Consider the following 22,351-nt stretch of genomic DNA (forward strand, 5'->3'; position numbering starts at 1 on the left):
ATGGCTGGTTTGCCCGTTGTTCGGTCTCGTGTGTTGATTGCCGTGATATTGCTTGCCGTCGGTCTCAGTGCCGCGGCGTGTGGTTTCGGCGCCGACGAGGCGAGCACCGAGCGCGACTTGTGCACACCGCCCGGACTCGCCGCGGCCTCGGCCGCTCCGACCAACCTGGCCTCGTCGGGGACCGCGGGCACCGACCGCTACACCACCACGACCACCGCGCCACTGGCGTCGATCGATGTCTCGAAACTCGGACTGACCACACCGGGCAAGCTCAGCGTCGGCACCCTGTCGGACGCGCCGCCGAGCATCTGCGTCAACGGGCAGGGCACCTTCACCGGCTTCGACAACGAACTGTTGAAGGCGGTCGGCGCCGAACTCGGCTTACAGGTGGAATTCTCGGGCACCGAATTCGCCGGACTGCTCGCTCAGGTGTCCGGTGGCCGCTTCGATGTCGGATCGTCGAACATCACCACCACTGACGCCCGCAGGCAGCTGGTCGGCTTCACCAACGGTTACGACTTCGGCTACTTCTCCCTGGTGGTGCCGAACGGTAGCGCTATCAAAGGTTTTTCGGATCTCCACCGGGGCACCAGGATCGCCGTCGTGCAAGGCACCGTGCAGGACGAGTTCGTGGTGAACCAGCTGCATCTGGATCCGGTGAAGTTCCCGGATTACAACACCGCCTACGCCAATCTGAAGTCCGGACAGGTAGACGCCTGGGTGGCCCCCTCTGCGCAGGCGGAGGGCGCGATCAAGCCGGGTGACGGGACGGCGGTGTCGCAGAACACCTTCAGCCTGGACAATTTCGTCGGCTGGGCGGTCGCTAAGAACAACCAGCCGCTGATCGACGCACTCAACAGCGGCCTCGATGCGGTGATCGCCGACGGCACCTACGCCAAGCTCTACCGCGACTGGGTGCCGCGGCAGCTGCCGCCCGGTTGGCAGCCGGGCTCCAAGGCCGCACCACAGCCGCAGCTGCCCGACTTCGCCGCGCTCGCCGCCGAGAAGCGCACCGGCGACACGGCGCAGAACGCGCCGAAATCCACCGTGCGGCAGTTGAAGGACACTTTCTTCGATTGGTCGCTGTACCGCAAGGCTTTTCCCGACCTGCTCCGGACCGGCCTGCCGAATACCGTGATTCTCGCGGTGGTTTCCGGTGTGCTCGGCACCGTGCTCGGCATGCTGCTCGCGGTCGCGGGAATTTCCCGGACCCGCTGGTTGCGCTGGCCCGCGCGGGTGTACACGGACATCTTCCGCGGCCTGCCCGCGGTGGTGATCATCCTGCTGATCGGCCTCGGTGTCGGTCCGGTGGTGCGCAACCTCACCGGCAACAACCCGTATTGGCTCGGCGCTGTCGCCCTTGCGCTGCTCGCCTCGGCCTATATCGGCGAGATCTTCCGTTCCGGTATCCAATCGGTCGAGGCGGGCCAACTGGAGGCGGCGCGCGCCATCGGGTTCGGTTACCGGCAGGCTATGACGCTGGTGGTGATTCCGCAGGGTGTGCGCCGGGTGCTGCCCGCGCTGATGAACCAGTTCATCGCGCTGATCAAGGATTCGTCGCTGATCTACTTCCTCGGGCTGCTCGCCACACAGCGGGAATTGTTCGCGGTCGGCCGAGATCTGAACGCGCAGACCGGAAATCTCTCGCCGCTGGTCGCCGCGGGTCTGGTCTACCTGCTGTTGACCATCCCACTCACCCACTTGGTGAATTACATCGACCGACGTATGCGCACCGGCCGTCCTGACCGACCCATCGACCCGGTCGACGCGGCCACGATCACGGAAGGGCGCGGATAGATGAGTGCCTCTCTCACCGGAACCGGATTGCATCTGACGCTCGGGCACAACCGGGTGCTGCGCGGTATCGACATCCATGTCGACGCGGGCAGGACCGCCACCGTCATCGGCCCGTCCGGCTCCGGCAAGTCGACGCTGCTGCGTGTGCTGAACCGACTCTACGAGCCGGACCGGGGTGATGTGCTGCTGGATGGCGCGTCCGTGCTCGCCGAGGACCCAGACATGTTGCGTCAGCGCATCGGCATGGTTTTCCAGCATTTCAATCTTTTCCCGCACAAGACCGTCGCGGAGAATGTCGCGCTCGGTCCGCGCAAACTGCGCGGCCTGTCCAAGGACGCCGCGCGGGCTCTCGCGCTCGAGCAGTTGGAGATCGTCGGATTGGCGGAGAAGGCCGACGCCAGGCCCGCCAATCTCTCCGGCGGTCAGCAGCAGCGCGTCGCCATCGCGCGGGCGTTGGCCATGAAACCGGAGATCATGTTCTTCGACGAGGCCACCTCGGCGCTGGACCCGGAGCTGGTCAAGGGCGTGCTCGCGCTGATCGCCGACCTCGCCTCCGGCGGTATGTCGATGATCGTGGTGACGCACGAGATGGGCTTCGCCCGCACGGTGTCCGACAGCGTGGTGTTCATGGACGAGGGACAGGTCGTCGAGACCGGCACGCCCGACGCCCTGTTCGATGACGCGCAGACGCCGCGGTTGCAGAGGTTTCTTTCCCAGGTGCTCTGACCTTGCTTCCCAGTCGGACAGCGCATCTTCAGCGATCTGCACAGATGCGCATCTGATAATGTGTCATCAATCACAGATCCAGCTGTCCGTGCAGGAGGGAAATCTGAGATGACCACAGCACATCAACAGCACACCGGCCATGACCACACGCACGGCCCGGACTGCGGCCACATGGCGGTCCAGCACGGCGACCATGTCGACTACGCGCACGATGGTCACCTGCACCGCGAACATGAGGGTCACTACGACGAATGCGAGCGGTCCGGGCACACGGAGTGCGGCGACCACCCGCACCAGCACGGCCCGGACTGCGGCCACGACTCCGTTCAGCACGGTGACCACGTCGACTATCTGCATGACGGTCACCGGCACGCCGCCCACGACGGTCACTACGACGAGCACTGAGTCGTCGGTGGGCGGTTCTAGAGTTTGGTAGGTGATCGAAGAACTCGAGATTCGCACGGCGGCGGGAACGTTCGACGCGCTGTCGGGTGGCGCGCCCGGGGGGCGAGAAGTGCTCCTGCTGCACGGGTTTCCACAGGGCGCGATCGAGTGGGAGTTCCAACTGGCCGCGCTCGGCGGCGGTGGGTGCCATGCGGTGGCGCCCGATCAGCGTGGGTACTCGCCCGGGGTGCGGCCCCAGCGGGCTGCCGATTATCGGCTGGCGGACCTGGTCGGCGACGTGGTGGCGATCGCTGACGGCTTGGGCTGGGAACGGTTCGACCTGGTCGGCCACGACTGTGGCGCCCGGGTGGGGTGGGCGGTGGCTGCCCAGTTGCCAGCGCGGGTCCGTACCTTCAGCGCGGTATCACACCCACATCCCGCCGCGCTCGAGCAGGCGGTTGCCGAGGACGAGGACCAAGCGCAGCGCTCGCATCACCTGACGACGTTGCGGCGACCGCGCACCGCCGAGCAGGCCATGCTCGCGGACGACGCCGCCGGACTGAGGCGAATCTTCGAGTGGAAGGTGCCCGAGGAGCGGGTCGAGGACTATGTGCGCCGGCTCGAACTGCCAGACGCGCTCACGGGAGCGCTGAACTGGTATCGCGCCTCGTCCGTCGGGGATGGGATCGGCCAGGTAGAGGTTCCGACCCTGTACGTGTGGAGCACCGAGGACGCGACGATCGGGTCCACCGCGGCGCTGGCCACGCAGAAGTATGTGTCCGGCCCATACCGCTTCGAGATGCTCGAGGACGTCTCGCACTGGGTCCCCGAGGAGGCGCCCGAGGCGCTGACCAGGCTGCTCATCCGCCATCTGCTCGCGCACCGCGAATAGCTCCGCAGGTCGCGCGGCAAATCCGGGCATTTCGGGGACACGGTGTTCAACCAGGGTGAAAGCTGGGATCAGGTCAGACCCATCGGAGTGAGGTGAACCATGGACGTCCAAGACATCAACCGAACAACGATCGCTCAGTTCCGAGCGGGCGGTGACATCGAGGGGATGCGCCGCGACCGTCTGGTTCTGCTGACTACGACAGGCCGCCGATCCGGCGCCGCGCACACCACCCCGATGATGTTTCACCGCGACGGCCACCGCCTTCTGGTGGTCGCTTCCAACGTCGGTGCGTCCTCCCACCCCGACTGGTACCTCAACCTGGAGAAGCACCGGCACGTCACCGTCGAGGTAGGGGCCGAGAGTTACGAGGCGCTGGCGACTCCGCTCACCGGCGAAGACCGAGGTCGCACCTGGGCCCTGCTCAAGCGGTCCTACCCGTTCTTCGCCGAGTACGAGATGCGAACCGCCCGCATCATCCCGGTGGTAGCGCTCACACGAGCATGACTTGCCGCGTGCGATGACCTAGGCGCAGCGACCCAGCTGCCACAGCGCATGCCGTGTCGAGACAAGATCGTCGAATCGCACGGTGTTCGCTGTGCGCCGTCCACCGATCCGGCAATCTGAGGGTTACCTAATTGGTCGGCTGTTCACCTCGTCTTTTGTTCCGGATTGTTCGAATGGTTTAGCGTGCGGCCGTCAGCTCAACCCAGGAGTAACCGTGAGTCTTCAGCCACTCGCTCTTTTCGTGCAGCACGACGGCCGGTCGTCACGTGCCGCTGTGACGTGCGAATACAAGTGCGCGAACGCGTGCTTTCACGAGGCACCGAATACTTCGGCCGGCGCCTACTTCGGTGACATCGTCAGCTCCCTGAACCGGCGCGGGTTGATCAAGGGCGGCGCGGCGGCGGTACTGGCGGTGGGGGCGGGCAGCGTCCTGGCGGCCTGCGGCGACGAGGAGCCGGCCAGCGCTGAGTCGGCCGCCCCCGGGGACTCGCCCGGGACCGGTACCGACTTCACCGCGGTCACGCCGAACACCGAAGACGCCGTGGTGATCCCGGACGGCTACGAGCAGTCCGTCGTGATTCGTTGGGGCGATCCCCTATTCCGGGACGCGCCCGCTTTCGACTTCGACAACCAGACGGCCGCCGCGCAGGCGAAGCAGTTCGGTTACAACAACGACTTCGCTGCCCTGCTGCCGCTCGAAGGCCAGGCGAATAACTATCTGCTGGTAGTCAATCACGAGTACACCACATCCCCACATATGTTCCGCGGCTATGACAAGGAAGCACCGACTGGCGAACAGATCGCGGTCACCATGGCCGCGCACGGCCTGACCGTGGTGGAGGTGCATGGCGAGTCCGGTTCGGGCAAGCTGGTTCCCGCCTTCGGCAAGTACAACCGCAGGATCACCGCGACCACCGAGTTCACGCTGACCGGCCCCGCCGCGGGCAGCGACTTCGTCAAGACCTCGGCCGATCCGAGCGGCACCAAGGTGCTGGGCACCTTCGCGAACTGTTCCGGCGGGCTTACGCCATGGGGCACGGTCCTTTCCGGCGAAGAGAACTTCAACGGCTACTTCGCCAACAGCGACAAGGTGACCGACTCGGCGGCCGCGGCGAGGCTGAAGCGGTACGGCCTGGCCGCGGGTAAGACCGTCAACCAGTGGGAGCGCGCGGACAAGCGCTTCGATCTGGCGCAGGAACCCAACGAGGTCAACCGATTCGGCTATGTGATCGAGGTAGATCCATGGGATCCGGCTTCGACGCCGATCAAGCACACCGCGATGGGGCGGCTCAAGCACGAGGCAGCCACCATCTACGTCACAAACAATGGTGACGTCGTCTCCTACACCGGCGATGACGAGAAGTTCGACTACATGTACAAGTTCGTGTCTTCGCGCAAAGTCCAGTCCGGCACCGGCGTCGCGAGTATGCGGCACAACCTGACCATCCTGGACGCGGGCACCCTGTATGTCGCGAAACTCAGCGGCGACCACGCGGACAAGATCGACGGCACCGGCGCCGAGCCGTCCGACCACGGCTTCACCGGTACCGGACAGTGGATTCCGTTGCTGGAGACCGGTTCCGACGGCAAGGGTAAGTCATTGGTCGAGGGCATGAGCGCCGAAGAGGTCGCCGTGTTCACCCGCCTGGCCGCGGACAAGGTCGGCGCCACCAAGATGGACCGCCCGGAGGACTTCGAGGCCAACCCCTACACCGGCAGGGTGTATGTCGCGCTGACCAACAACGACAACCGCGGTGCGGCAGGCAAGCAAGGCCCGGACGAGGCGAATCCACGCAATCTGAACAAGAACGGGCAGATCCTGGAGATCGACGACAACCACACCGGCACGACCTTCACCTGGTCGCTCCTGTTGGTCTGCGGTGATCCCGCGGCCGCGGACACCTACTTCGCCGGATACGACAAGACCAAGGTCAGCCCGATCTCCTGCCCGGACAACCTGGCGTTCGATCCGTACGGCAACCTGTGGATTTCGACTGACGGTAACGCGTTGAAGTCCAACGACGGACTGTTCTCGGTGGTGCTCGACGGCCCGAACCGCGGGCAGACCAAGCAGTTCCTCACGGTGCCCCGGGGCGCGGAGACCTGTGGGCCGGTCGTTACCGAGTCGCGGGTCATGGTGTGTGTGCAGCATCCCGGCGAGGCCGACAACGCGAGCCCGGAGAATCCGCTGTCGCACTGGCCGGACGGCGGCTCGGCGCAGCCGCGTCCTTCGGTGGCGGTGGTGTGGAAGAAGAATGGCGGCCGGATCGGCGCCTGAGTCCACCGGCCGCGGCGGCCCGGTCGGCTGGTCCTGCAACCGGCTGCCGATTGTCGCCTGTGACCGTTCCTTGGTGGAACCGCTACTCGACTGGGCGAGTAGCGGTTCCATCCCTCTTGTCGCTGCGGTTACCCGCTTCCGGTCAGCCCGACCATGTTGGCATATCGGGCGAGATCGCCTTGGGCGCCGCTGTAAACGTTCAGGTCCGTACGGCCGGCTATGCCAGGAATGCTGCCGCTGTCGGTGGTCTGCCAGAACGTCCAGGTGTTCCAGCCGCCGGGGACCTCGGGCTGGGCGTTGCCGCGGTAGTCGGCGATCCACAGTGGGTACCGGGTGAACTCGGTGGTGTCGGCCATCGCGGTCCGCCAGAAGTTTGGGTAGGTGTAGACGATCGGAACGCGACCGGTCAGAGCCTGCACGGTGTTCAGATACCGGTGTGTCCAGTCGATGAGTCCGGCCGGGTTCAGCCCGCCGGAGTTCTCCAGGTCGAGCACCGGCGGGAGATCCAGCGGGCCGTTCTGGCCGAGCACTACCGCGGCATAGAGCGCTGCCTGCGGTTCCGGTGGCAGATTCGGGCGCGCGTAATGGTAGGTCCCGCGGGCCAGGCCCGCAGCCCGCATCAGCAGGCTGTCGGGCACGAAGTAGGGGTTGATGTAGTTCAGTCCCTCGGTGGCCTTGACCATGGCGAAGTTGTGCCCGGCACGCTTGACCGAGAACCAGTCGATCAGCCGCCCGTCGCCGTGCTGCCACGACGAGACATCGGGGCCGGTCGGTGCCGCCGCCGTGGACGGAGAGGTAGCTACAAGGATGCCAAGTGGTGCGAGGAGCGATAGCGCAGAACCGAGGCGGCGAGTGTATGCGCCAAATCGGGAGGTCTCCATGCCGATTACGATAGCCATCTGCTACTGATGTGGCCAGTGGGGCGTATGGGAAAGTTGCTAACAATTTTCCATCCGTCTGTGGCCGGTACAGGTCGAAAGACCGCGGTGGCGGATCAGCCCAGCCAGTCCAGGACGGAGGCCGCTGTCCAGGACTGCTGCATGCTGCCGAGCGGTTCGCCGGTGAACGGTTCGTAGTACTCGGCGAAACTTCCGTCGCTGGCCTGGCGCAATCCCTCCGCACGCAGCATGAACGAGCGTTCTGCCCAACCGCGCCTGGCGAAAACCCAAGAAAACAGCCAGCTCATCACCGGCCACACCGGGCCACGCCAGTATTCGCGGGGGCGGAAGTCCTTGGACACGGGTGAGGTGGATGGTGGAAGCGCGTAGCGCAGGTCGGGATGGCCGCAAAAGTGTGGCCCCTCGAACAGCCGCAGCAGGCTGCGTTCGGTGTCGCGTGGCAGGCCGCCGCACAGCAGCGGCGCGAACATCGCGAGCGTCTCGGTGCGGATCCAGCGTTGCAATCGCACATCGAAGTCGCGTGCCGCGCCGGTGCGCGGGTCGGTCGTCGCGACGACACCGGCGCGGAATCGGTCGGCCCACGAGTACAGATCGCGTACATCGGCGTTGGGCTGTCTGTACTCCTCACCGATATTGGCGAGAACCTCGCAGGCCAGCGCGAAAATCCCGGTGACGAAGACGTCCTCGACGGCGAAGCTCATGGTCGAGGCGAGCTGGTAGTCGTCGTAGCCCGCGCGGCGCATCTGCTCGACCAACCACAGATAACGGTGGTACTCGCGGTCGGTCGGACGCTGGGTCGGATCGGCGACCACGAGCAGGTCCTCGCGGCGGAAGGGCGGCAAGTCGCCCGGGATGACGTTCTCGTAGGCGCGGTCCCAGCGGGGCGAGTTGTCCATGCCGGACTCCCACCCGTGATACAGCGTGATCCGGCCGGTCTCCTTGGGGTCGCGGGCGTGTGCCAGCCACCGGTGCCAGCGCACCAGGTCCGGCCAGCGCCGGTTGAGGAACTCCTCGGCGACCGACCTGGTGCTGCGGCCGTGTCGGCGCGAATGGTCCAGAATGCGCTGCACCGCGATCGCGTGCACCGGAGGCTGGGTGATCCCCGAGGTGTCTGGGCCGTCCGGCGCGTCGGCGGCCAGCTTGCGGCATTCCCAGCGGGACGGGCCCGGAAAATAGCCGTCTACGCCATTGGCGAAGACGATGTGCGGGATCATGCCGTTCTTCCATTGCGCGGACAGCAGGGTATCCAGTTCGATCACCGCCCGCTCCACGCTGAGTGGAGCCAGGCCGACCGCGACGAAGGCCGCATCCCAGCTCCACATGTGCGGATACAGTCGTGGCGCCGCGGTGGTCATCGTGCCCAGGTCATTGCCCCGCAGCAGGTAGGAAGCGCGGGCCGCGAGTTGGGTTGGGGTGAAACCCGGGTGTGCCATGCCCCTATTCTGCGATGCCACCCGCAGATATGCCCGCTCGGCGGTGTCCGACTCACCGTCGTCCCACCGGCCGACGGTCGGCTCGTGTTCGGCGATTGTCACTCTCGAATGCCCCATCCGTGATCAGCTCGAGATCGTCAGTCGATTTATGCCTGCCTCGCCAGGCGTACGTCCAGTGCTACGGGTTTTACGCCGCTCGTTCTCGGACGGTTACGGTGGGGCCTATGACCTCCGCCGTGACCCCGAAACCGACCGCGTTGATCACCGGCGCCAGCCGGGGGCTCGGCGCGGCGATCGCCCGCGAACTCGCGTCGACGCACGACCTGCTGCTCGGCGCCCGATCCGCGGCCGCGCTGCGCGACATCCTGGCGGAACTGCCCGACGCGACCGGGTGGCCGGTGGAGCTGACCGACTATGCCGCGGTCGACGCGGCGACCGCGCCGATTCAGCGCCTGGATGTCTTGGTGCACAACGCCGGTATCGCCGATCTCGGCACCATCGCCGATTCTACCGTCGAGCAGTGGCGAAAGACATTGGACGCCAACCTGATCGCGGTAGCCGAGTTGACCAGGTTGCTCCTTCCCGCGCTGCGAGCGGCCGATGGTCATGTGGTGCTGATCAATTCGGGCGCCGGGCTGCGCGCCAACGCGGGCTGGGCCTCCTACGCCGCGAGCAAATTCGGACTGCGCGCTTTCGGTGACGCGCTACGACTCGAAGAGCCGGCCCTCCGGGTGACCTCGATTCATCCGGGGCGGATCGACACCGACATGCAGCGTGAGATCGTCGCGGCCGAGCGCCGCGAATACCGGGCCGAGGAGTTCCTCACGCCGGAGACGGTGGCCTACACGGTGCGCGCCGCCCTCGACGCCCCGCGCGATGGGCATCTCACCGAGATGGTGCTTCGGCCGTACTGACTGCCGCCTGGGTCCAGACCGTAGGTGAGCTTCCGCCGGCCGGCGCGGCGGTGCGGTCGACGACCCGGCGCCGGTGACTCGCGCCGGCGTTCCCGGTGGTCGACGATGCCGAACACCGATTCAGCCGGGAGTCCGTGGAACGTAGTGGGGGTTGGGGTGCCAATTGTCTCGGTAATCCGCGGCGAGATCCCGGTAGGTGAGTTCACGGTCTTTCTGCCACGGGACTTCCCACATCCCGACGGTGTGGCTGCGGTCGACGCCGCCAGGGAACACCAGGTGTGAGGCCACGTGGTTGCCGACGTCGTAGCCGCCCGGCGCGTCGATCACGTACAAGCGTCGCACGCCGTCGTCCCGGTTGACGCCGTGGTCGACCGCCCATTTCAGGTCACGGGTGGTGGAAGTGGTTCCAGGAAAGAGGGTCTCAGAGTGTTCCCAGGGAACGAAACCGGCTTCGAAAACCTCCTCCGCGGCGCGAGCGTCGCCGCGGAGGAGAAAGTGGGAATCGGTGCGCCACCCCGGGGTGACATTCGGTCGTTGGGTTTTGTCGTATAGGCGCAAAACGCGCAATATGTTGTCCATATCGACGGTTCGGTCGACAGCGGCGGCGAGGAAATCGGGCTCTTCTCCGGGCCCCATCTCCGAAAGACGTTTTCGCTGAACGCGTTGGGTGGATTCGTTGTACAGGCGGGCCAGAACACTCGGACCGTCCATCGGCGGGACTTTGGCCGCACCCGCGGAATGCGTTGTCGTGGGGACACGGTCGCGTTCGACGTCGACTGTCTTCCTGATGTCGCGGTCCGCGTGTTCGAACGTTTCAACCGCGGTACGTGCTCGGACACTACCCGCATTGCGGGATATGTCTGATGTAAGCCCACCAGCACCTGTAACCCTCCCCCGTAAATGGTCGCGAAATCTTTTCCAGGCCTCGATCACTGCCCTATTTATCAGCAAGGCGAGTCCCGCCGAACGACGCATCCGAGGTGTTGGTGACCGGACGGCTTGTCACACGAAACCGGAAGACCATCGCGCTCAGTACCGGTGATGGAGGAGACGCCGGGCGTTGAGCCGCATCTGTTCGGCGACCACTGCCCGCTCTCGGTAACCTTCGTACCAGTCGACGGTCAAGACCTCGAAATACGCGGCGAGCTCGAAAAGATCGGAGTTCAAGGGGGCTTCGGTGTGCGCCAGTCGGTGCAGTAGCGCCGCAATTTCCGCCGAGCGGGCCGCCGGAGTTCCGTCATCGACCAGCAGGTCCGGCGCGTGGTTTTCGGCGCGGCGCAGCAGGACGGTAGCCGCGCGGCTGTCCCAATCGGTGTCGATGTCTTCGAGCAGGCCCAGTTCGTCGAGGGCCGCGAGAAATAGGCTGGGCGCGTCCCGACAGTCGCTTCGGTGCAGGCAGGCCAACTCCAGCAAGGTGGGCGAGTCCAAGCCACGGCCCAACGCCGAGGCGGCGATCATCGGCAGATCCTCGCTGGTCACCTCACCCACCGCGTACCGGTCCCGCGCGTCGTCGAGATCCTTCATCGAAAAATTCTCTGTTAACCGGCGAGCGCTGGTCAACCGATCACACGGTGTTCTCATCGATGCCAAGCCAGCCACCTGATCTTCGGCTGACAAGGCGTCTGTGTGTTCGACGGCCCCTGCGCCGCCGCTCATGGTCGGGCAGAACACGCCCGCTGTCCCGTACGGCGACGAGCACACTGATCGACGGCATCGACCAGGGCGCAACCTATGCGCAGAAGCTCAGGCGACGATGTTCACCAGTCGGCCGGGTACCACGATCAGTTTGCGCGGCGCGGCGCCGTTCAGCAACGCGGTGATCTTCTCGTCGGCCAGCGCGGCCGCCTCGATCGTCGCCTTGTCCGCGTCGGCGGCGACCTGAATTCGGCTGCGGACCTTACCGTTCACCTGGATCGGGTACTCCACCGACTCGTCGACCAGCAACGCCGGATCGGCGACGGGGAACGGGCCGTGCGCCAAGGAATCGGCGTGGCCCAGGCGTTCCCACAGTTCCTCGGCGACGTGCGGGGCGAGCGGGGCGAGCATCAGCACCATCGGTTCGACCACCGCGCGCGGTGCGCCGTCCGGGTAGGTCTTGGTCAGGTGATTGGTCAACTCGATCAGTTTGGCCCCCGCGGTGTTGTCGCGCAGCGCGGCGAAATCTTCGTCCACCCCCGCGATCGTCTTGTGCAGCAGCCGCAGCGTCTCGTCGGTCGGCGTGGGTTCGGTGACCCGGAGCGCGCCCGTCTCCTCGTCCACCACCAGTCGCCAGACGCGCTGCAGGAACCGGTGCGCGCCGACGACGTCCTTGGTCGCCCACGGGCGCGAGGTGTCCAGCGGCCCCATCGACATCTCGTAGAAGCGGAAGGTGTCGGCGCCGTACAGATCGCACATCTCGTCGGGGGAGATGGCGTTCTTCAACGACTTTCCGATCTTGCCATACTCCTGGAACACCTCGATCTCGGCGCCGGTCGCGTCGGCCCAGAAGAACTGGCCGCCGCGATCGACCACTTCGGCGGCAGGCACATAGGCGCCACGCTCGTCGGTGTAAGCGTGCGCCTGAATGTAGCCCTGGTTGAACAGCCTGCGGTAGGGCTCGGGCCCGCTGACGTCACCCAGGTCGAAGAGCACCTTCTGCCAGAAACGGGCGTACAGCAGATGCAATACCGCGTGCTCGACGCCACCGACGTACAGGTCGACGCCGCCCGGGTCGTCCTGGCCGCCGACCTCGGTACGCGGGCCGAGCCAGTACGCCTCGTTCTCCTTGGCGCAGAACGACTCGGTGTTCGTCGGGTCGGCGTAGCGCAGCTGGTACCACGAGCTGCCCGCCCAGTTCGGCATGACGTTCGTGTCGCGGCGGTACTTCTTGGGCCCGTCGCCGAGATCCAGCTCGACATGCACCCAGTCGGTGGCTTTGGCCAGCGGCGGCGAGGGCTCGGAGCTCGCGTCCTCCGGATCGAAGGTCACCGGGGCGAAATCGTCCAGCTCTGGAAGTCGCACCGGCAGCATGGATTCCGGCAGCGCGTGCGGTGCGCCCTGCTCGTCGTAGACGATCGGGAATGGCTCGCCCCAGTAACGCTGGCGGGCGAACAGCCAGTCGCGCAACTTGTACTGAATGGTGCCGCTGCCGTGCCCGTCGGTCTCCAGCCGGGCGATCACCGTCGCCTTGGCATCCTCGACCGAAAGCCCGTTCAGATAGTCGGAATTCACCACTTCGCCCTCGCCGGTGTGGGCCGAGACGGTGATGTCGCCGCCGGAGATGACCTCCTTGATCGGCAGGCCGAGCGCGGTGGCGAAATCCCAGTCACGCTGGTCGTGGCCGGGCACCGCCATGATCGCGCCGGTGCCGTAGCCGCTGAGCACGTAGTCGGCGATGAAGACCGGCATGGGCGCGCCATTGGCCGGGTTGGTCGCGTAGGTGCCCAGGAAAACGCCGGTCTTCTCCTTGTTTTCCTGCCGCTCCAGGTCCGATTTGGCCGCGATCGACTTGCGGTAGGCCGCGACCGCGTCCGCGGGAGTCGGGGCGCCCTCGTTGGTCCAGCGGGAGTCGGCGCCGTCGGGCCACGCGGCGGCGGTCAGCTTGTCGACCAGGTCATGTTCCGGCGCCAGTACCACATAGGTCGCGCCGAACAGGGTGTCCGGTCGAGTGGTGAAGACCTCGATCTGCTCGCCGTCGGCGTCGAATTTCACCTGCGCACCACGCGAGCGGCCGATCCAGTTGCGCTGCATGGCTTTGACGTTCTCCGGCCAGACCAGGTGGTCCAGATCGTCGACCAGCCGGTCGGCGTAGGCGGTGATGCGCATCATCCACTGCCACAGCCGCTTGCGAAACACCGGGAAGTTGCCGCGCTCGCTGCGGCCTTCGGCGGTGACCTCCTCATTGGACAACACGGTGCCCAGACCTGGGCACCAGTTCACCACCGAATCGGTCTGATAGACCAGACGGTACGAATCGAGCAGCGCGCTGCGCTCGGCCGCGGTCATGGCCGCCCAATCCTGTCCATCCGGGGCGGGGCGGGCGCCGGAGTCGAATTGGGCTTCCAGCTCGGCGATCGGGCGGGCACGATCGGCTTCCTGGTCGTACCAGGCGTTGTAGATGCGCAGGAAGATCCATTGCGTCCAGCGGTAGTACTCCGGGTCGGTGGTCGCGAATGAGCGCCGGCGGTCGTGTCCGAGGCCGAGCCGGTCCAACTGACTCTGCATGGTGGCGATGTTCGACTCGGTGGTCACCCGTGGATGTGCGCCGGTCTGCACCGCGTACTGCTCGGCAGGCAGGCCGAAGGCGTCGTAGCCGAGGGCGTGCAGCACGTTGCGGCCGTGCATGCGGTGATAGCGGGCGAAGACGTCGGTGGCGATATAGCCGAGCGGATGACCGACATGCAGGCCGGCGCCCGAGGGGTAGGGGAACATGTCTTGCACGAACAGCTTGTCCGCCGGAGTCGGCCCGGCCAGCGGGCCCACCGGATTCGGCGCATGGAAGGTTCCGCGCTCGTCCCACGTCCGCTGCCACCGACGCTCGATGCGCCCGGCAAGCCCCGCGTTGTACCGGTGTTCTGGTACGTCGCTTTCGGTTGCACGTGTGTCCTGCACGGTCCTGCCTTCTTGTGATCCGCCGATTACCAGACAAACTTCGTCTATCAGGGTAGAGCGTTCGGTCGGTGGGACCGGAAATCGGGCTGGCCTGGACTTCCCGGCGCGTCCGCAGCCGCATGGCCCCACGGCGGCCGGTCGGCACGGATGCGCTAACCTGCATGGGTGTTCGTCGTCGCTCTCTTCCTGTTCGTGCTGGCTGTTGTGGCCGGTACAACCGGCGCACTCGGGCTCACCGGTCGGCTGCCCCGCAACCGTTTCGTCGGGGTGCATACCGAGGCCGCACTGTCGAACGACGAAACCTTCCGCGTCGCGAACCGTATCGCCGCGCCCACGTCCCTGGCAGCCGGGGCGCTGCTATTCGCCGGTGGTCTCGTCGTGTTGGCCGCGAGCGGGATCGTCGCGCTGTTGGTCGCGCTCTCGGTCGCGGTCGTCGCCCTGTTCACCCTGGGCGCGGGCGCCAACGCCGCCGCGCAGCGGGCGGACGTTCTGGCACCGCCTGCTGCCGAGGTCGGCGGCTGTGGCAGTTCGTGCGGCGCGTGCTCGCTGCGCGAGGCCTGCCAGCCCGCGAGCTGACCTCCCCTACTGCCCGCACTCGGGCGCTGCGACGCTACGCGAGAGCGGACTGCCGACCGGATTGACGTAGAGCACGCACAGCAATAACGGCACACTCCCTGGATTGCGGGCCATGTGCGGGTAGCACGGTCCGCTCGGTTCCCGGAGTATCCGCCATCGCCGGTAGCTGACCGGTACACAGTCCGTGCCGGGATGATCCAGCGTGCCACGTGTGACCAGGACGAACAGGGTGCCGTCGTGATAGTGCCAGCCACTGGTGCCGCCGGGCTCGATCAGCGTCTGACGCAGGATGACCACACGGCGGCCCAGGCGGAACCGGAAGAGCACACGGCTCGCGGTCCGGTGCGCGGGCGCCGCGTTCGGCTGGAATTCGCGCCGCTTCATCGCTCCATCGAACCATCACGCCGACTGTGTCGGCCCGCGTCCGGCGCAGCCCGTGGCGGCCTTGCTTCGGCGATTCCCGCCCAATGCCCGAGTGCTGAGGTCCGTGCACGGTGTCGGATGCTACGACACTGCTGACGCGGTCACGACCGCGGCAACTCCGCCGCGTCGCCCACACCGACATCGACGCACCCCACCGGGTACCGCGTCACACCGCTACCGCAACAGCGGCGCGGTCACAATGCCTCAGCCGATCGGTGGTCGGCTGAAGGGGTGTGCTTCGAGGGCCCGCAACACGGCGTGATCCGCCTCGGGGTCGCCGACCGCGATCCGTGCGCTTCCGTCGGGGTAGCACTTCGCGGCGATGCCTGCTCGGCGCAGCGCTGTCGCCATACCGGGTCCGGGCAGGTACAGGAAGTTGGCGTGGCTGGGCGGTACCGCGATCCCGCGGTTGAGCAACGCGTCGCGCAGCGAGTCACGTTCCGCGGTGATCCGCATGGTTCGTGCCGCGAGTTCGGGTTCGGCGGCGTAGGACGCGCAGACCGCGGCCACCGCCGCCGAACTCACCCCGAACGGCAGTTGCAGCCTGCGTACCTGTGCGATCATCGCGCTGCTGCCGAAGGCGTACCCGATGCGCAGTCCGGCCAGGCCGTAGGCTTTGGAGAAGGTGCGCAGCACCACGAGGTTGGGGTGCTTGTCGATCAGTGCCAGCGGGTCGAGGTATTCGGCCGCGCCGACGAATTCGACATAGGCCTCGTCGAGGATCACCGGCACTCGACCGGGCACACCGGACAGGAACGCCGTCAGTTCGCTCGCCGGTATGACCGTCCCGGTCGGGTTGTGTGGGCGGCACACCACCATCAGTGCGGTCCGCTGATCAATGGCCTGCTGCATCGCCCACAGATCTTGGTTGCCCGTGGCATCCAGGGGGACCGGCACGGCCTCGACGCCGACCATCTCGGCCAGGATCGGGTATCCGTCGAAGGTCGGTGCACCGTAGACGATTTCGGAGCCCGGCCGAGTCAACGTCTGGAGAATCTGCAGCGCCACACCGGTTGCGCCGGCCCCGACGACCACCTGATCCGCCCGCACCCCGATGTGTTGCGCGATCACCGTCGGCAGCTCGCGCGGCCGGAACTCCGGATAACGGTTCACCTGCGCCAGCGCGGCATTCACCGCCAGCAAGACCGAAGGTAGCGGGGGAAACGGGTTCTCGCTGAGACTGAGATCGAACCGCTGCCTCGGGCCCGGCAATCGGCCGCGGCGTGCGGACCGGGCGTCGTCGTCGAGACGCACGGTCATCGCGCGGCTCCCCAGCGGACGGCGGCCGCGCCCGCGAAGTCGCCCGCATGCGCGAACGCCGCCATCAGCACCGTCGATCCGTTCCGCAGCCGACCCGCCCGATTCTCCACGTCCAGGGTCACCGGGATTGCCGCGGCGAAGAGATTGCCACAGGAATCGAAGGTGTCCGGGTGCCGTTCCGCGGGCAATTCCAAGGCGTCGTGCCAGTTACGCAGGAACAGGCGGTTGGGCTGGTTGGTGACGAAGGTATCGACTTCCCGTCCTTTCACGCCGATCCGGTCGCAGACTGCCAACGCCACCTCGGGAACCAGACGGTTGCCGCGGGCGAACACCTTGGTGACCTTGGACTCGGTGAAGCTGACGCATGCCTGCCCCTCGCCCGGCTCCCAGTACTTGCGTGCGCTGTTGGTGGAAAAGTCCATGTCGCCGGCAAATTCGGGATAGGTGCGGCATTCGATGTCGAGAATCGGTGCGCTGTCATCCTTCACGAGCAGTCCGACACCGCAACCGTCGCCGGGCACCGGCGCCTGGGCCAGCTGGCGGATCTCGGTCTGGGTGAACACCGGTCCCGCGGAGTTCTGCGTCGCCACGATCAGTGCGGTGCGGGCATCGGTGGTCTGCAACACCATGCGCGCCATCGCCATCATGTGGACGAAGGCCGCGCAGCCGCCATTGTGCACGTCATAGACGAAGCTGGGACGGATGTCGAGCCGCCGGGCCACCTCGGGCCCGCAGCCGAGCACCGGATTGTTCGGCAGTTGGGTGTGGGTGATCAAGACATCCACGTTGGCGATCAGGTCGGCGCCATGCCGTTCGATCAGCGGCGCGACCGCCCGCTCGACCATGTCGACAGCCGTCTCGTCCCGGGCCACGTGGTGGCGGCCCTTGGGGGCGCGGAACATGACGTTCTTCGCCATCCGATCCGAGCGCGCGAACTGGGTGAAGTACTCGGTACCGACCGGCTCGCCGGGCAGATAGCTGGACACGTCCACCAGACTGACCGTCGGCAGTGCTGCGGCAGTGGGGTTCAAGGGGTTCATCCGCTCTCACTTCATCCATTCCGGCTTGATGGGCAGGCCATTCGCCGCCCGGTACTCGCAGATCGCTTTGAGGTTGTCCATCTCCAACTGGTGACCTGCCGAGAACATCTCCCAGAAGTCGCCGACCCACACCGGCCGCTTCGGCGGCGCTGTGTCCGGGTAGGGGTTCTCGTCGTAGAACGGGTGCTTGCAATTCATCCACAGCACAACCGAACCCGGCTTGTCGAAGACGACCCGCGCGTCCACCACCCGCATCAAATAGACCATCCACAGGTGCTTGCCCTGGTCCCAGGCGCAGTGGTAATCCACGGTCATCGCGTCCGGGTTCGCGACGGTGCGGGTGTAGATCTCGGTCGCGTCGCCGAGTCGGTCATAGGCCAGCCACAGTCCTGGTTCCTCGGTCTCGACGAAACCGCGCAGGCTGTAGGTCCATTCCTCCAGCGATCTGGTGTCGGCCAGGTACTCGTACACCTCGCGCGGCGGTGCGGCGATGTACGCCTGCACCGGGCAGTATTCGCCGAAGACCTGGTCGTGCGGATACACCGACCGCAACATGTCCATGATGATCGGGGTGGTCGCGTCCTTGTCGGAGTTCTCGATGCGCAGCACCCCGGGGACGACATCCTCGGGGATGTCGCTGAGTGCGGGCAGGGAACTTGTGGTCACGGCGGTACTCCTCACTTCGGTGGGCTCGCGCCCCGACCGGCCCCTTTCGGGGCTTCGCGGGTGTGCTTTATCGGGTGCCCTCGGATTGCTCGATGGTTGTCAGGAATGGCAGAAACGGGGGGACCTCGTCGGGATCACAATCGATCGCAATGAACGACGGCCCTTCGGTCGCGAAGCAGTGGTGTATCGCATCGGCGAGTTCCGGGAGGGCTCGCACGGAGAACGTGGGCAGTTCGGGGAACATGGCGTCGATACCCGCTCCGATGTCCGTCGGCCGAAACCTGTTGAAGCTGTAGCGATCTTGGTAATACAGCTGTTCCCTGGTCACGCACATGGCGTGCGCGTTGTTGTTGAGCACGATGAAGGTGACCGGCAAAGCGTGCTCGATCGCGGTGTGCACCTCCATGCCGTGCATGAAGAACGAGCCGTCGCCCGCGATGACGACCGTGCGCCGCGCTGCGTCCGTCGCCTGCCCGCGCGCGAAGGCCGAGCCGATCCCGGCGCCGAACGTGTAACCCATTCCGCCCATACCCAGGGCGACGGTGAACCGCCCGCCCCGCGGTACTCGGAGGTGATGCACGACCGCGGCGCCGGTGTTGCCCGCGTCGGCGAAGACGTCCGTGCCGTCCGGCAATGCGGCGTCGATCGTCTCGACCAGATCCCGGTAGCGCAGGCCGGGGCCGGAGGATCGCGGTACCCGCAGCGGCGTCAGCGGTTGCGTTGCTGCCGCGCGCGCGGAAGTTGTTGTGCCGGTGTCCAGTTCATCGGCCAGGCCGGCCAGTGTCTGTGCGAGGTCCGTGCTGGTGGCATGGGTGGCCGGCGAGTACGGCGGCGCGATGCCGATGCTGGCCACCGCGCAATCGAGTTCGTCCAAGCCGCTGCGCGCGGTTGCTGGCAGCTGGGTGCCGACCAGCAGGCACAGGGCGGCGGAGCGGACGGCCGCGATCAACTCGGGATGACCCATCGTGCCTGCGACACCGAGAAATCCGGGATCGGTGTTGTCGTAGGTGTCTTTGGCGTCCGGCGCGACACCGACGGCAGCGTCGAGGGCGGTGGCGAGGCGGGCGAGCTGATCGCGGGCGTCGTCGCGGGCAACCTGGTCACCCGCGATGATCACGATCTTCCCGGTGCGGCGGCCCGCGGTGATTGCGGCCCGCACCCTGGTCAGTCCGGCCTCGTCGGGTAGATAGTTCTCAGCGGGTAGCCGAAACGGCGAAACATCGCCGATGTCTGCCTGCTGCACATCTTTCGGCAGCAGCAGGACCGCTGGTCCGCCGCGGCGGGCGGCGGCGACTGCCTCGGCCAGTTGATCGGGCAGTTCGGCGCTGTTGTGCACGCGTGCGCAGTACGTGCTGACCGCGCCGAACAGGCGAGCCGCATCGATGGTGCCCGCGCGTCCGCTGGTGTCCTGGAAGGCGCCGTTGCCTTCGAGCGCGGTTGGTGGCTGCCCGACGAGCGCCAGTACTGGAACCCGAGAGGCGAATGACTCGGCCAGGCCGGCAACGAGATTCATCGCGCCGCCGCCGGATGTCGCTGCCACAACCCCGAATCCGCAGGTCGAGCGGGCATAGCCGTCAGCCATGGTGGCCGCGGAGAACTCGTGCTTGGCGATCACGCCGGTGAGGTCGTGTGGCGTGTCGAACAGGGCGTCGTACAGGTCCTCGATATTCGCGCCGTCGACTCCGAAGATATGCCGCACGCCAAGTGCCGAAACCGCTTGCATCAGGTAGTTCACGACCCTGGTCTGCATCGGCACTCCTTCCGTGCACGGCTGCGGCCGAGCGCATTTGAGATTGTGTACACGAGTGATACGGGTGAGTCCGCCGGATGGTTCAACCCTGAATGGAAATCGCCGATTGCATGTACGTATACATCTACGTATAGTTGGGCCATGCCCAACAAGACGATCTATGTCGCCGATGACGATCTGCCGCTTTTTCAGCGTGCGCAGGAGCTGGTCGGCGGCAACCTCTCGGGGGCGGTGGTCACGGCGCTGCGCCGGTTCATCGAACTCGAAGAAGGTCGGCTGGAAGGCTACGACGAGATCGTGCTGCGGGTGGGTCGCGACGGTGTGCGGCAGGTTCGGTTCTCTGGCGCGTTGCTCGGGGAGTGGCACGACGTCAACGACACCCGCATCGAGCACATTCAGGTGTATCGCACCCGCAAGGGCAAGTATGTGATGCATGCCCAATACTCGAACTGGGACGAGTATCCGACCGACGCCGGCGCGAAGTGGCTCAAGGAGTGGAAGGACCCGAAGAGTTGGCGCCGTCTGCTCGGCGTCGGTCAACAGGACTGGGGCGAGTTCTTTTTCGTCGTCGTCGATTCGCTCGCCGAGTTGAAGGGCAAACTGCCGGACAAGCTTCTTCAGCGGGTGACCGATCTGGCCGAAGGGCCGACGATCGAAGATCTCGACATCTAGTCGAAGCACCTGTCGCGACAACCGAATACCGGTCGAGGCGCCGCAGTGGGGAGCGGTCTGCGCTCGCCGATTCGGCGCCGATGCCGCACCGCAATCCTGTGCACGCCAAGCGGTATCTGAGCATGACCATCGGTGTGATCGCGATGCCGACCGTGCTGAGGCCGGTGTTCGACTTCGTGTTCGCGCACCGTGGTCGGATATGCGTGGGCGTTCTCGATCGTTCGGCGTCGGACACGCTGATCCCGGTTACCGAATCAACGATCCCCGGCCGGGAAGGACCGGCGGGGGATCGTTCGATCGATCAGACCGTTCCGACCAGTAACACCTTGCCGGTGCCGGCGGACCGGATTTCGACAGCGCGGACCTGATCGGGCGGCCCGTTCACAGTCTGATCGACGGTCAGCTCGGTGCCGGGGGTCGCGGGCCACTGGCCGAGTTCCTCCTGCTGACCGTCGGTGCGGGTGACGTACATGGCGAAATTCCAGTTGTTGCTCTGCGCGCTCGACGGGTAGCTGCAGGACATCACGACCCGCGTCTTGTCACCGGCCGGAATGAGTTTGAAGTTCGCCGCGACCGGTGTCGACTGCAGCGGCTCCATCGTGCGTTCGGCGAAGACATGTTCAGAGGTACCCGGCTCGTCGGTCCCGGTCATGGTGACGGCGAGCGGCACGGCGATCGCTACGGCGGCTGCAGCCGCTGCCACCGCCGTGCCGACCGACACCCATTTGCTGCGGCGCTGGCGCCGTTCGGCCGCGGCGGCGAGCCGGGGCAGTAGCTGCGGCACCGGTGGCGCCGACTCGGTCGCCGCGGCAACCTCGGCGGGCGGCTCGATCATCGCCAGCGCGGTCTCGGTGTCGACCAAGGCGAGCATGCCGGGCAGGCCGGCCAGGTCCGCTACCGCTGCCTGGCAGTCGACGCAGCTCGCCAGATGGTCCTCGTATTCTCGACGCTCGACCCGGGTGAGGGAGCCGAGCACGTATGGCGCATCCCACGTGGCGTAGTCGTCGGTGAGCTCCGTCATTTATTCGTCACCCCCATCTCCTGAAGTGCCAGTCGTAATGCGCGCATGCCGTAATGCATTCGCGATTTCACCGTTCCCGCCGGGATATCGAGCTCTTCGGCGATCTGGTGGGTAGAAAGTCCTTGGTAATAGGCCCGCACGATCACCTGGCGGTGGTCGGCGCTCAGCCGGGCCAGCGCGTCCGCGACCAACCAGCCGTCCAGCGCGCGGTCGGACTGATCCGGCGTGGGCTGCTCGGGCGGATTGTCGGTGCGCAACTCGCGCCGATTGCGGGCACTGCGGAACTCATCCATCGCGAGATTGCGCGCCACGGTGAACAACCATGCGCGCGCCGACGTGGTGGATTGATCCAAAACGTTCGGGCGTTGCCACGCCCGCAGCAATGTTTCCTGCACGATGTCCTCGGCCCTTCCGGGGTCTCGGACCACACCGAGCGTGTAGCGCCACAGCGCGGCGGCATGGTCGCGATAGAGAACTCGCATCAATTCCGTTTGTTCGTCGGACTGGTTCGCCGCTCGGTGTATTT

The 22,351-nt window shown here is 66.2% G+C and carries 21 protein-coding genes; 9 read left to right on the forward strand and 12 right to left on the reverse strand.

All coding sequences use genetic code 11. The features are described from left to right. From AB0C34_RS09415 to AB0C34_RS09440, 6 genes are all read left to right on the forward strand, one after another. Complete coding sequence (locus tag AB0C34_RS09415) at nucleotides 1–1,797, forward strand: ABC transporter substrate-binding protein/permease (protein WP_357069256.1); 1,797 nt, start codon at nucleotides 1–3, stop codon at nucleotides 1,795–1,797. Next, the gene (locus AB0C34_RS09420; protein WP_357069258.1) at nucleotides 1,798–2,523 is read left to right on the forward strand and encodes an amino acid ABC transporter ATP-binding protein; all 726 of its coding nucleotides are present in this window, start codon (nucleotides 1,798–1,800) and stop codon (nucleotides 2,521–2,523) included. A gap of 108 nt (nucleotides 2,524–2,631) precedes the next feature. Continuing rightward, a complete protein-coding gene (locus AB0C34_RS09425) occupies nucleotides 2,632–2,928 on the forward strand; it encodes a hypothetical protein (RefSeq protein ID WP_357069260.1) in 297 nt (98 codons plus the stop codon). A 31-nt stretch (nucleotides 2,929–2,959) separates the two neighbouring features. Then, nucleotides 2,960–3,799 (forward strand): alpha/beta hydrolase, encoded by an 840-nt coding sequence (locus AB0C34_RS09430; RefSeq protein ID WP_357069262.1) that lies wholly within the window; start codon nucleotides 2,960–2,962, stop codon nucleotides 3,797–3,799. A gap of 99 nt (nucleotides 3,800–3,898) precedes the next feature. Next, nucleotides 3,899–4,303 (forward strand): nitroreductase/quinone reductase family protein, encoded by a 405-nt coding sequence (locus AB0C34_RS09435; protein WP_357069264.1) that lies wholly within the window; start codon nucleotides 3,899–3,901, stop codon nucleotides 4,301–4,303. 214 nt (nucleotides 4,304–4,517) lie between these two features. After that, nucleotides 4,518–6,581 carry a PhoX family phosphatase gene (locus tag AB0C34_RS09440; RefSeq protein WP_357069266.1) on the forward strand — a complete coding sequence of 688 codons (2,064 nt, stop codon included), beginning with the start codon at nucleotides 4,518–4,520 and terminating at the stop codon, nucleotides 6,579–6,581. Nucleotides 6,582–6,709: 128 nt separating this feature from the next. On the opposite strand, the gene AB0C34_RS09445 is transcribed toward AB0C34_RS09440, so the two are convergent. Then, a complete protein-coding gene (locus tag AB0C34_RS09445; protein WP_357070099.1) occupies nucleotides 6,710–7,462 on the reverse strand; it encodes a glycoside hydrolase family 25 protein in 753 nt (250 codons plus the stop codon). A 113-nt stretch (nucleotides 7,463–7,575) separates the two neighbouring features. Further along, complete coding sequence (locus AB0C34_RS09450; protein WP_357070101.1) at nucleotides 7,576–8,913, reverse strand: glycogen debranching protein; 1,338 nt, start codon at nucleotides 8,911–8,913, stop codon at nucleotides 7,576–7,578. A 224-nt stretch (nucleotides 8,914–9,137) separates the two neighbouring features. Here AB0C34_RS09450 and AB0C34_RS09455 point away from each other — a divergent pair, with 224 nt between their 5' ends. After that, complete coding sequence (locus tag AB0C34_RS09455) at nucleotides 9,138–9,827, forward strand: SDR family oxidoreductase (protein WP_357069268.1); 690 nt, start codon at nucleotides 9,138–9,140, stop codon at nucleotides 9,825–9,827. A gap of 120 nt (nucleotides 9,828–9,947) precedes the next feature. Here AB0C34_RS09455 and AB0C34_RS09460 read toward each other — a convergent pair whose 3' ends face one another. From AB0C34_RS09460 to leuS, 3 genes are all read right to left on the reverse strand, one after another. Beyond that, entirely contained in the window at nucleotides 9,948–10,538 is a 591-nt protein-coding gene (locus AB0C34_RS09460; RefSeq protein WP_357069270.1) for a hypothetical protein, read from the reverse strand. Nucleotides 10,539–10,856: 318 nt separating this feature from the next. Further along, nucleotides 10,857–11,351: a hypothetical protein gene (locus tag AB0C34_RS09465; protein ID WP_357069272.1), complete on the reverse strand. Its 495-nt coding sequence runs from the start codon at nucleotides 11,349–11,351 to the stop codon at nucleotides 10,857–10,859. A gap of 219 nt (nucleotides 11,352–11,570) precedes the next feature. Further along, on the reverse strand, nucleotides 11,571–14,417 hold the full coding sequence (gene leuS, locus AB0C34_RS09470; protein WP_357069274.1) for a leucine--tRNA ligase: 2,847 nt from the start codon (nucleotides 14,415–14,417) through the stop codon (nucleotides 11,571–11,573). Nucleotides 14,418–14,582: 165 nt separating this feature from the next. Here leuS and AB0C34_RS09475 point away from each other — a divergent pair, with 165 nt between their 5' ends. Next, on the forward strand, nucleotides 14,583–14,993 hold the full coding sequence (locus AB0C34_RS09475) for an SdpI family protein (RefSeq protein ID WP_357069276.1): 411 nt from the start codon (nucleotides 14,583–14,585) through the stop codon (nucleotides 14,991–14,993). Nucleotides 14,994–14,999: 6 nt separating this feature from the next. On the opposite strand, the gene AB0C34_RS09480 is transcribed toward AB0C34_RS09475, so the two are convergent. The 5 genes from AB0C34_RS09480 to AB0C34_RS09500 form a co-directional block, all read right to left on the reverse strand. Further along, complete coding sequence (locus AB0C34_RS09480; RefSeq protein ID WP_357069278.1) at nucleotides 15,000–15,377, reverse strand: hypothetical protein; 378 nt, start codon at nucleotides 15,375–15,377, stop codon at nucleotides 15,000–15,002. Nucleotides 15,378–15,620: 243 nt separating this feature from the next. Continuing rightward, complete coding sequence (locus tag AB0C34_RS09485; RefSeq protein WP_357069280.1) at nucleotides 15,621–16,676, reverse strand: aminotransferase class I/II-fold pyridoxal phosphate-dependent enzyme; 1,056 nt, start codon at nucleotides 16,674–16,676, stop codon at nucleotides 15,621–15,623. After that, the gene (locus tag AB0C34_RS09490; protein WP_357069282.1) at nucleotides 16,673–17,716 is read right to left on the reverse strand and encodes a ketoacyl-ACP synthase III family protein; all 1,044 of its coding nucleotides are present in this window, start codon (nucleotides 17,714–17,716) and stop codon (nucleotides 16,673–16,675) included. Before AB0C34_RS09490 ends, AB0C34_RS09485 begins: the two co-directional genes overlap by 4 nt. A gap of 6 nt (nucleotides 17,717–17,722) precedes the next feature. Continuing rightward, on the reverse strand, nucleotides 17,723–18,382 hold the full coding sequence (locus tag AB0C34_RS09495) for an SRPBCC family protein (protein ID WP_357069284.1): 660 nt from the start codon (nucleotides 18,380–18,382) through the stop codon (nucleotides 17,723–17,725). Between the two features lie 67 nt (nucleotides 18,383–18,449). Beyond that, nucleotides 18,450–20,132, reverse strand: coding sequence for a thiamine pyrophosphate-binding protein (locus tag AB0C34_RS09500; protein ID WP_357069286.1), 1,683 nt, complete (start codon nucleotides 20,130–20,132; stop codon nucleotides 18,450–18,452). 141 nt (nucleotides 20,133–20,273) lie between these two features. On the opposite strand from AB0C34_RS09500, the gene AB0C34_RS09505 reads away from it, so the two are divergent. Next, nucleotides 20,274–20,804, forward strand: coding sequence for an EXLDI protein (locus AB0C34_RS09505; RefSeq protein WP_357069288.1), 531 nt, complete (start codon nucleotides 20,274–20,276; stop codon nucleotides 20,802–20,804). A 301-nt stretch (nucleotides 20,805–21,105) separates the two neighbouring features. On the opposite strand, the gene AB0C34_RS09510 is transcribed toward AB0C34_RS09505, so the two are convergent. Next, the gene (locus tag AB0C34_RS09510; protein WP_357069289.1) at nucleotides 21,106–21,825 is read right to left on the reverse strand and encodes a zf-HC2 domain-containing protein; all 720 of its coding nucleotides are present in this window, start codon (nucleotides 21,823–21,825) and stop codon (nucleotides 21,106–21,108) included. Then, complete coding sequence (locus tag AB0C34_RS09515) at nucleotides 21,822–22,349, reverse strand: sigma-70 family RNA polymerase sigma factor (protein ID WP_357070103.1); 528 nt, start codon at nucleotides 22,347–22,349, stop codon at nucleotides 21,822–21,824. The genes AB0C34_RS09510 and AB0C34_RS09515 overlap by 4 nt, the downstream gene beginning before the upstream one ends. Nucleotides 22,350–22,351 lie beyond the last annotated feature (2 nt).

It is taken from the genome of Nocardia sp. NPDC049220, assembly GCF_040647855.1.
Lineage (GTDB): Bacteria > Actinomycetota > Actinomycetes > Mycobacteriales > Mycobacteriaceae > Nocardia.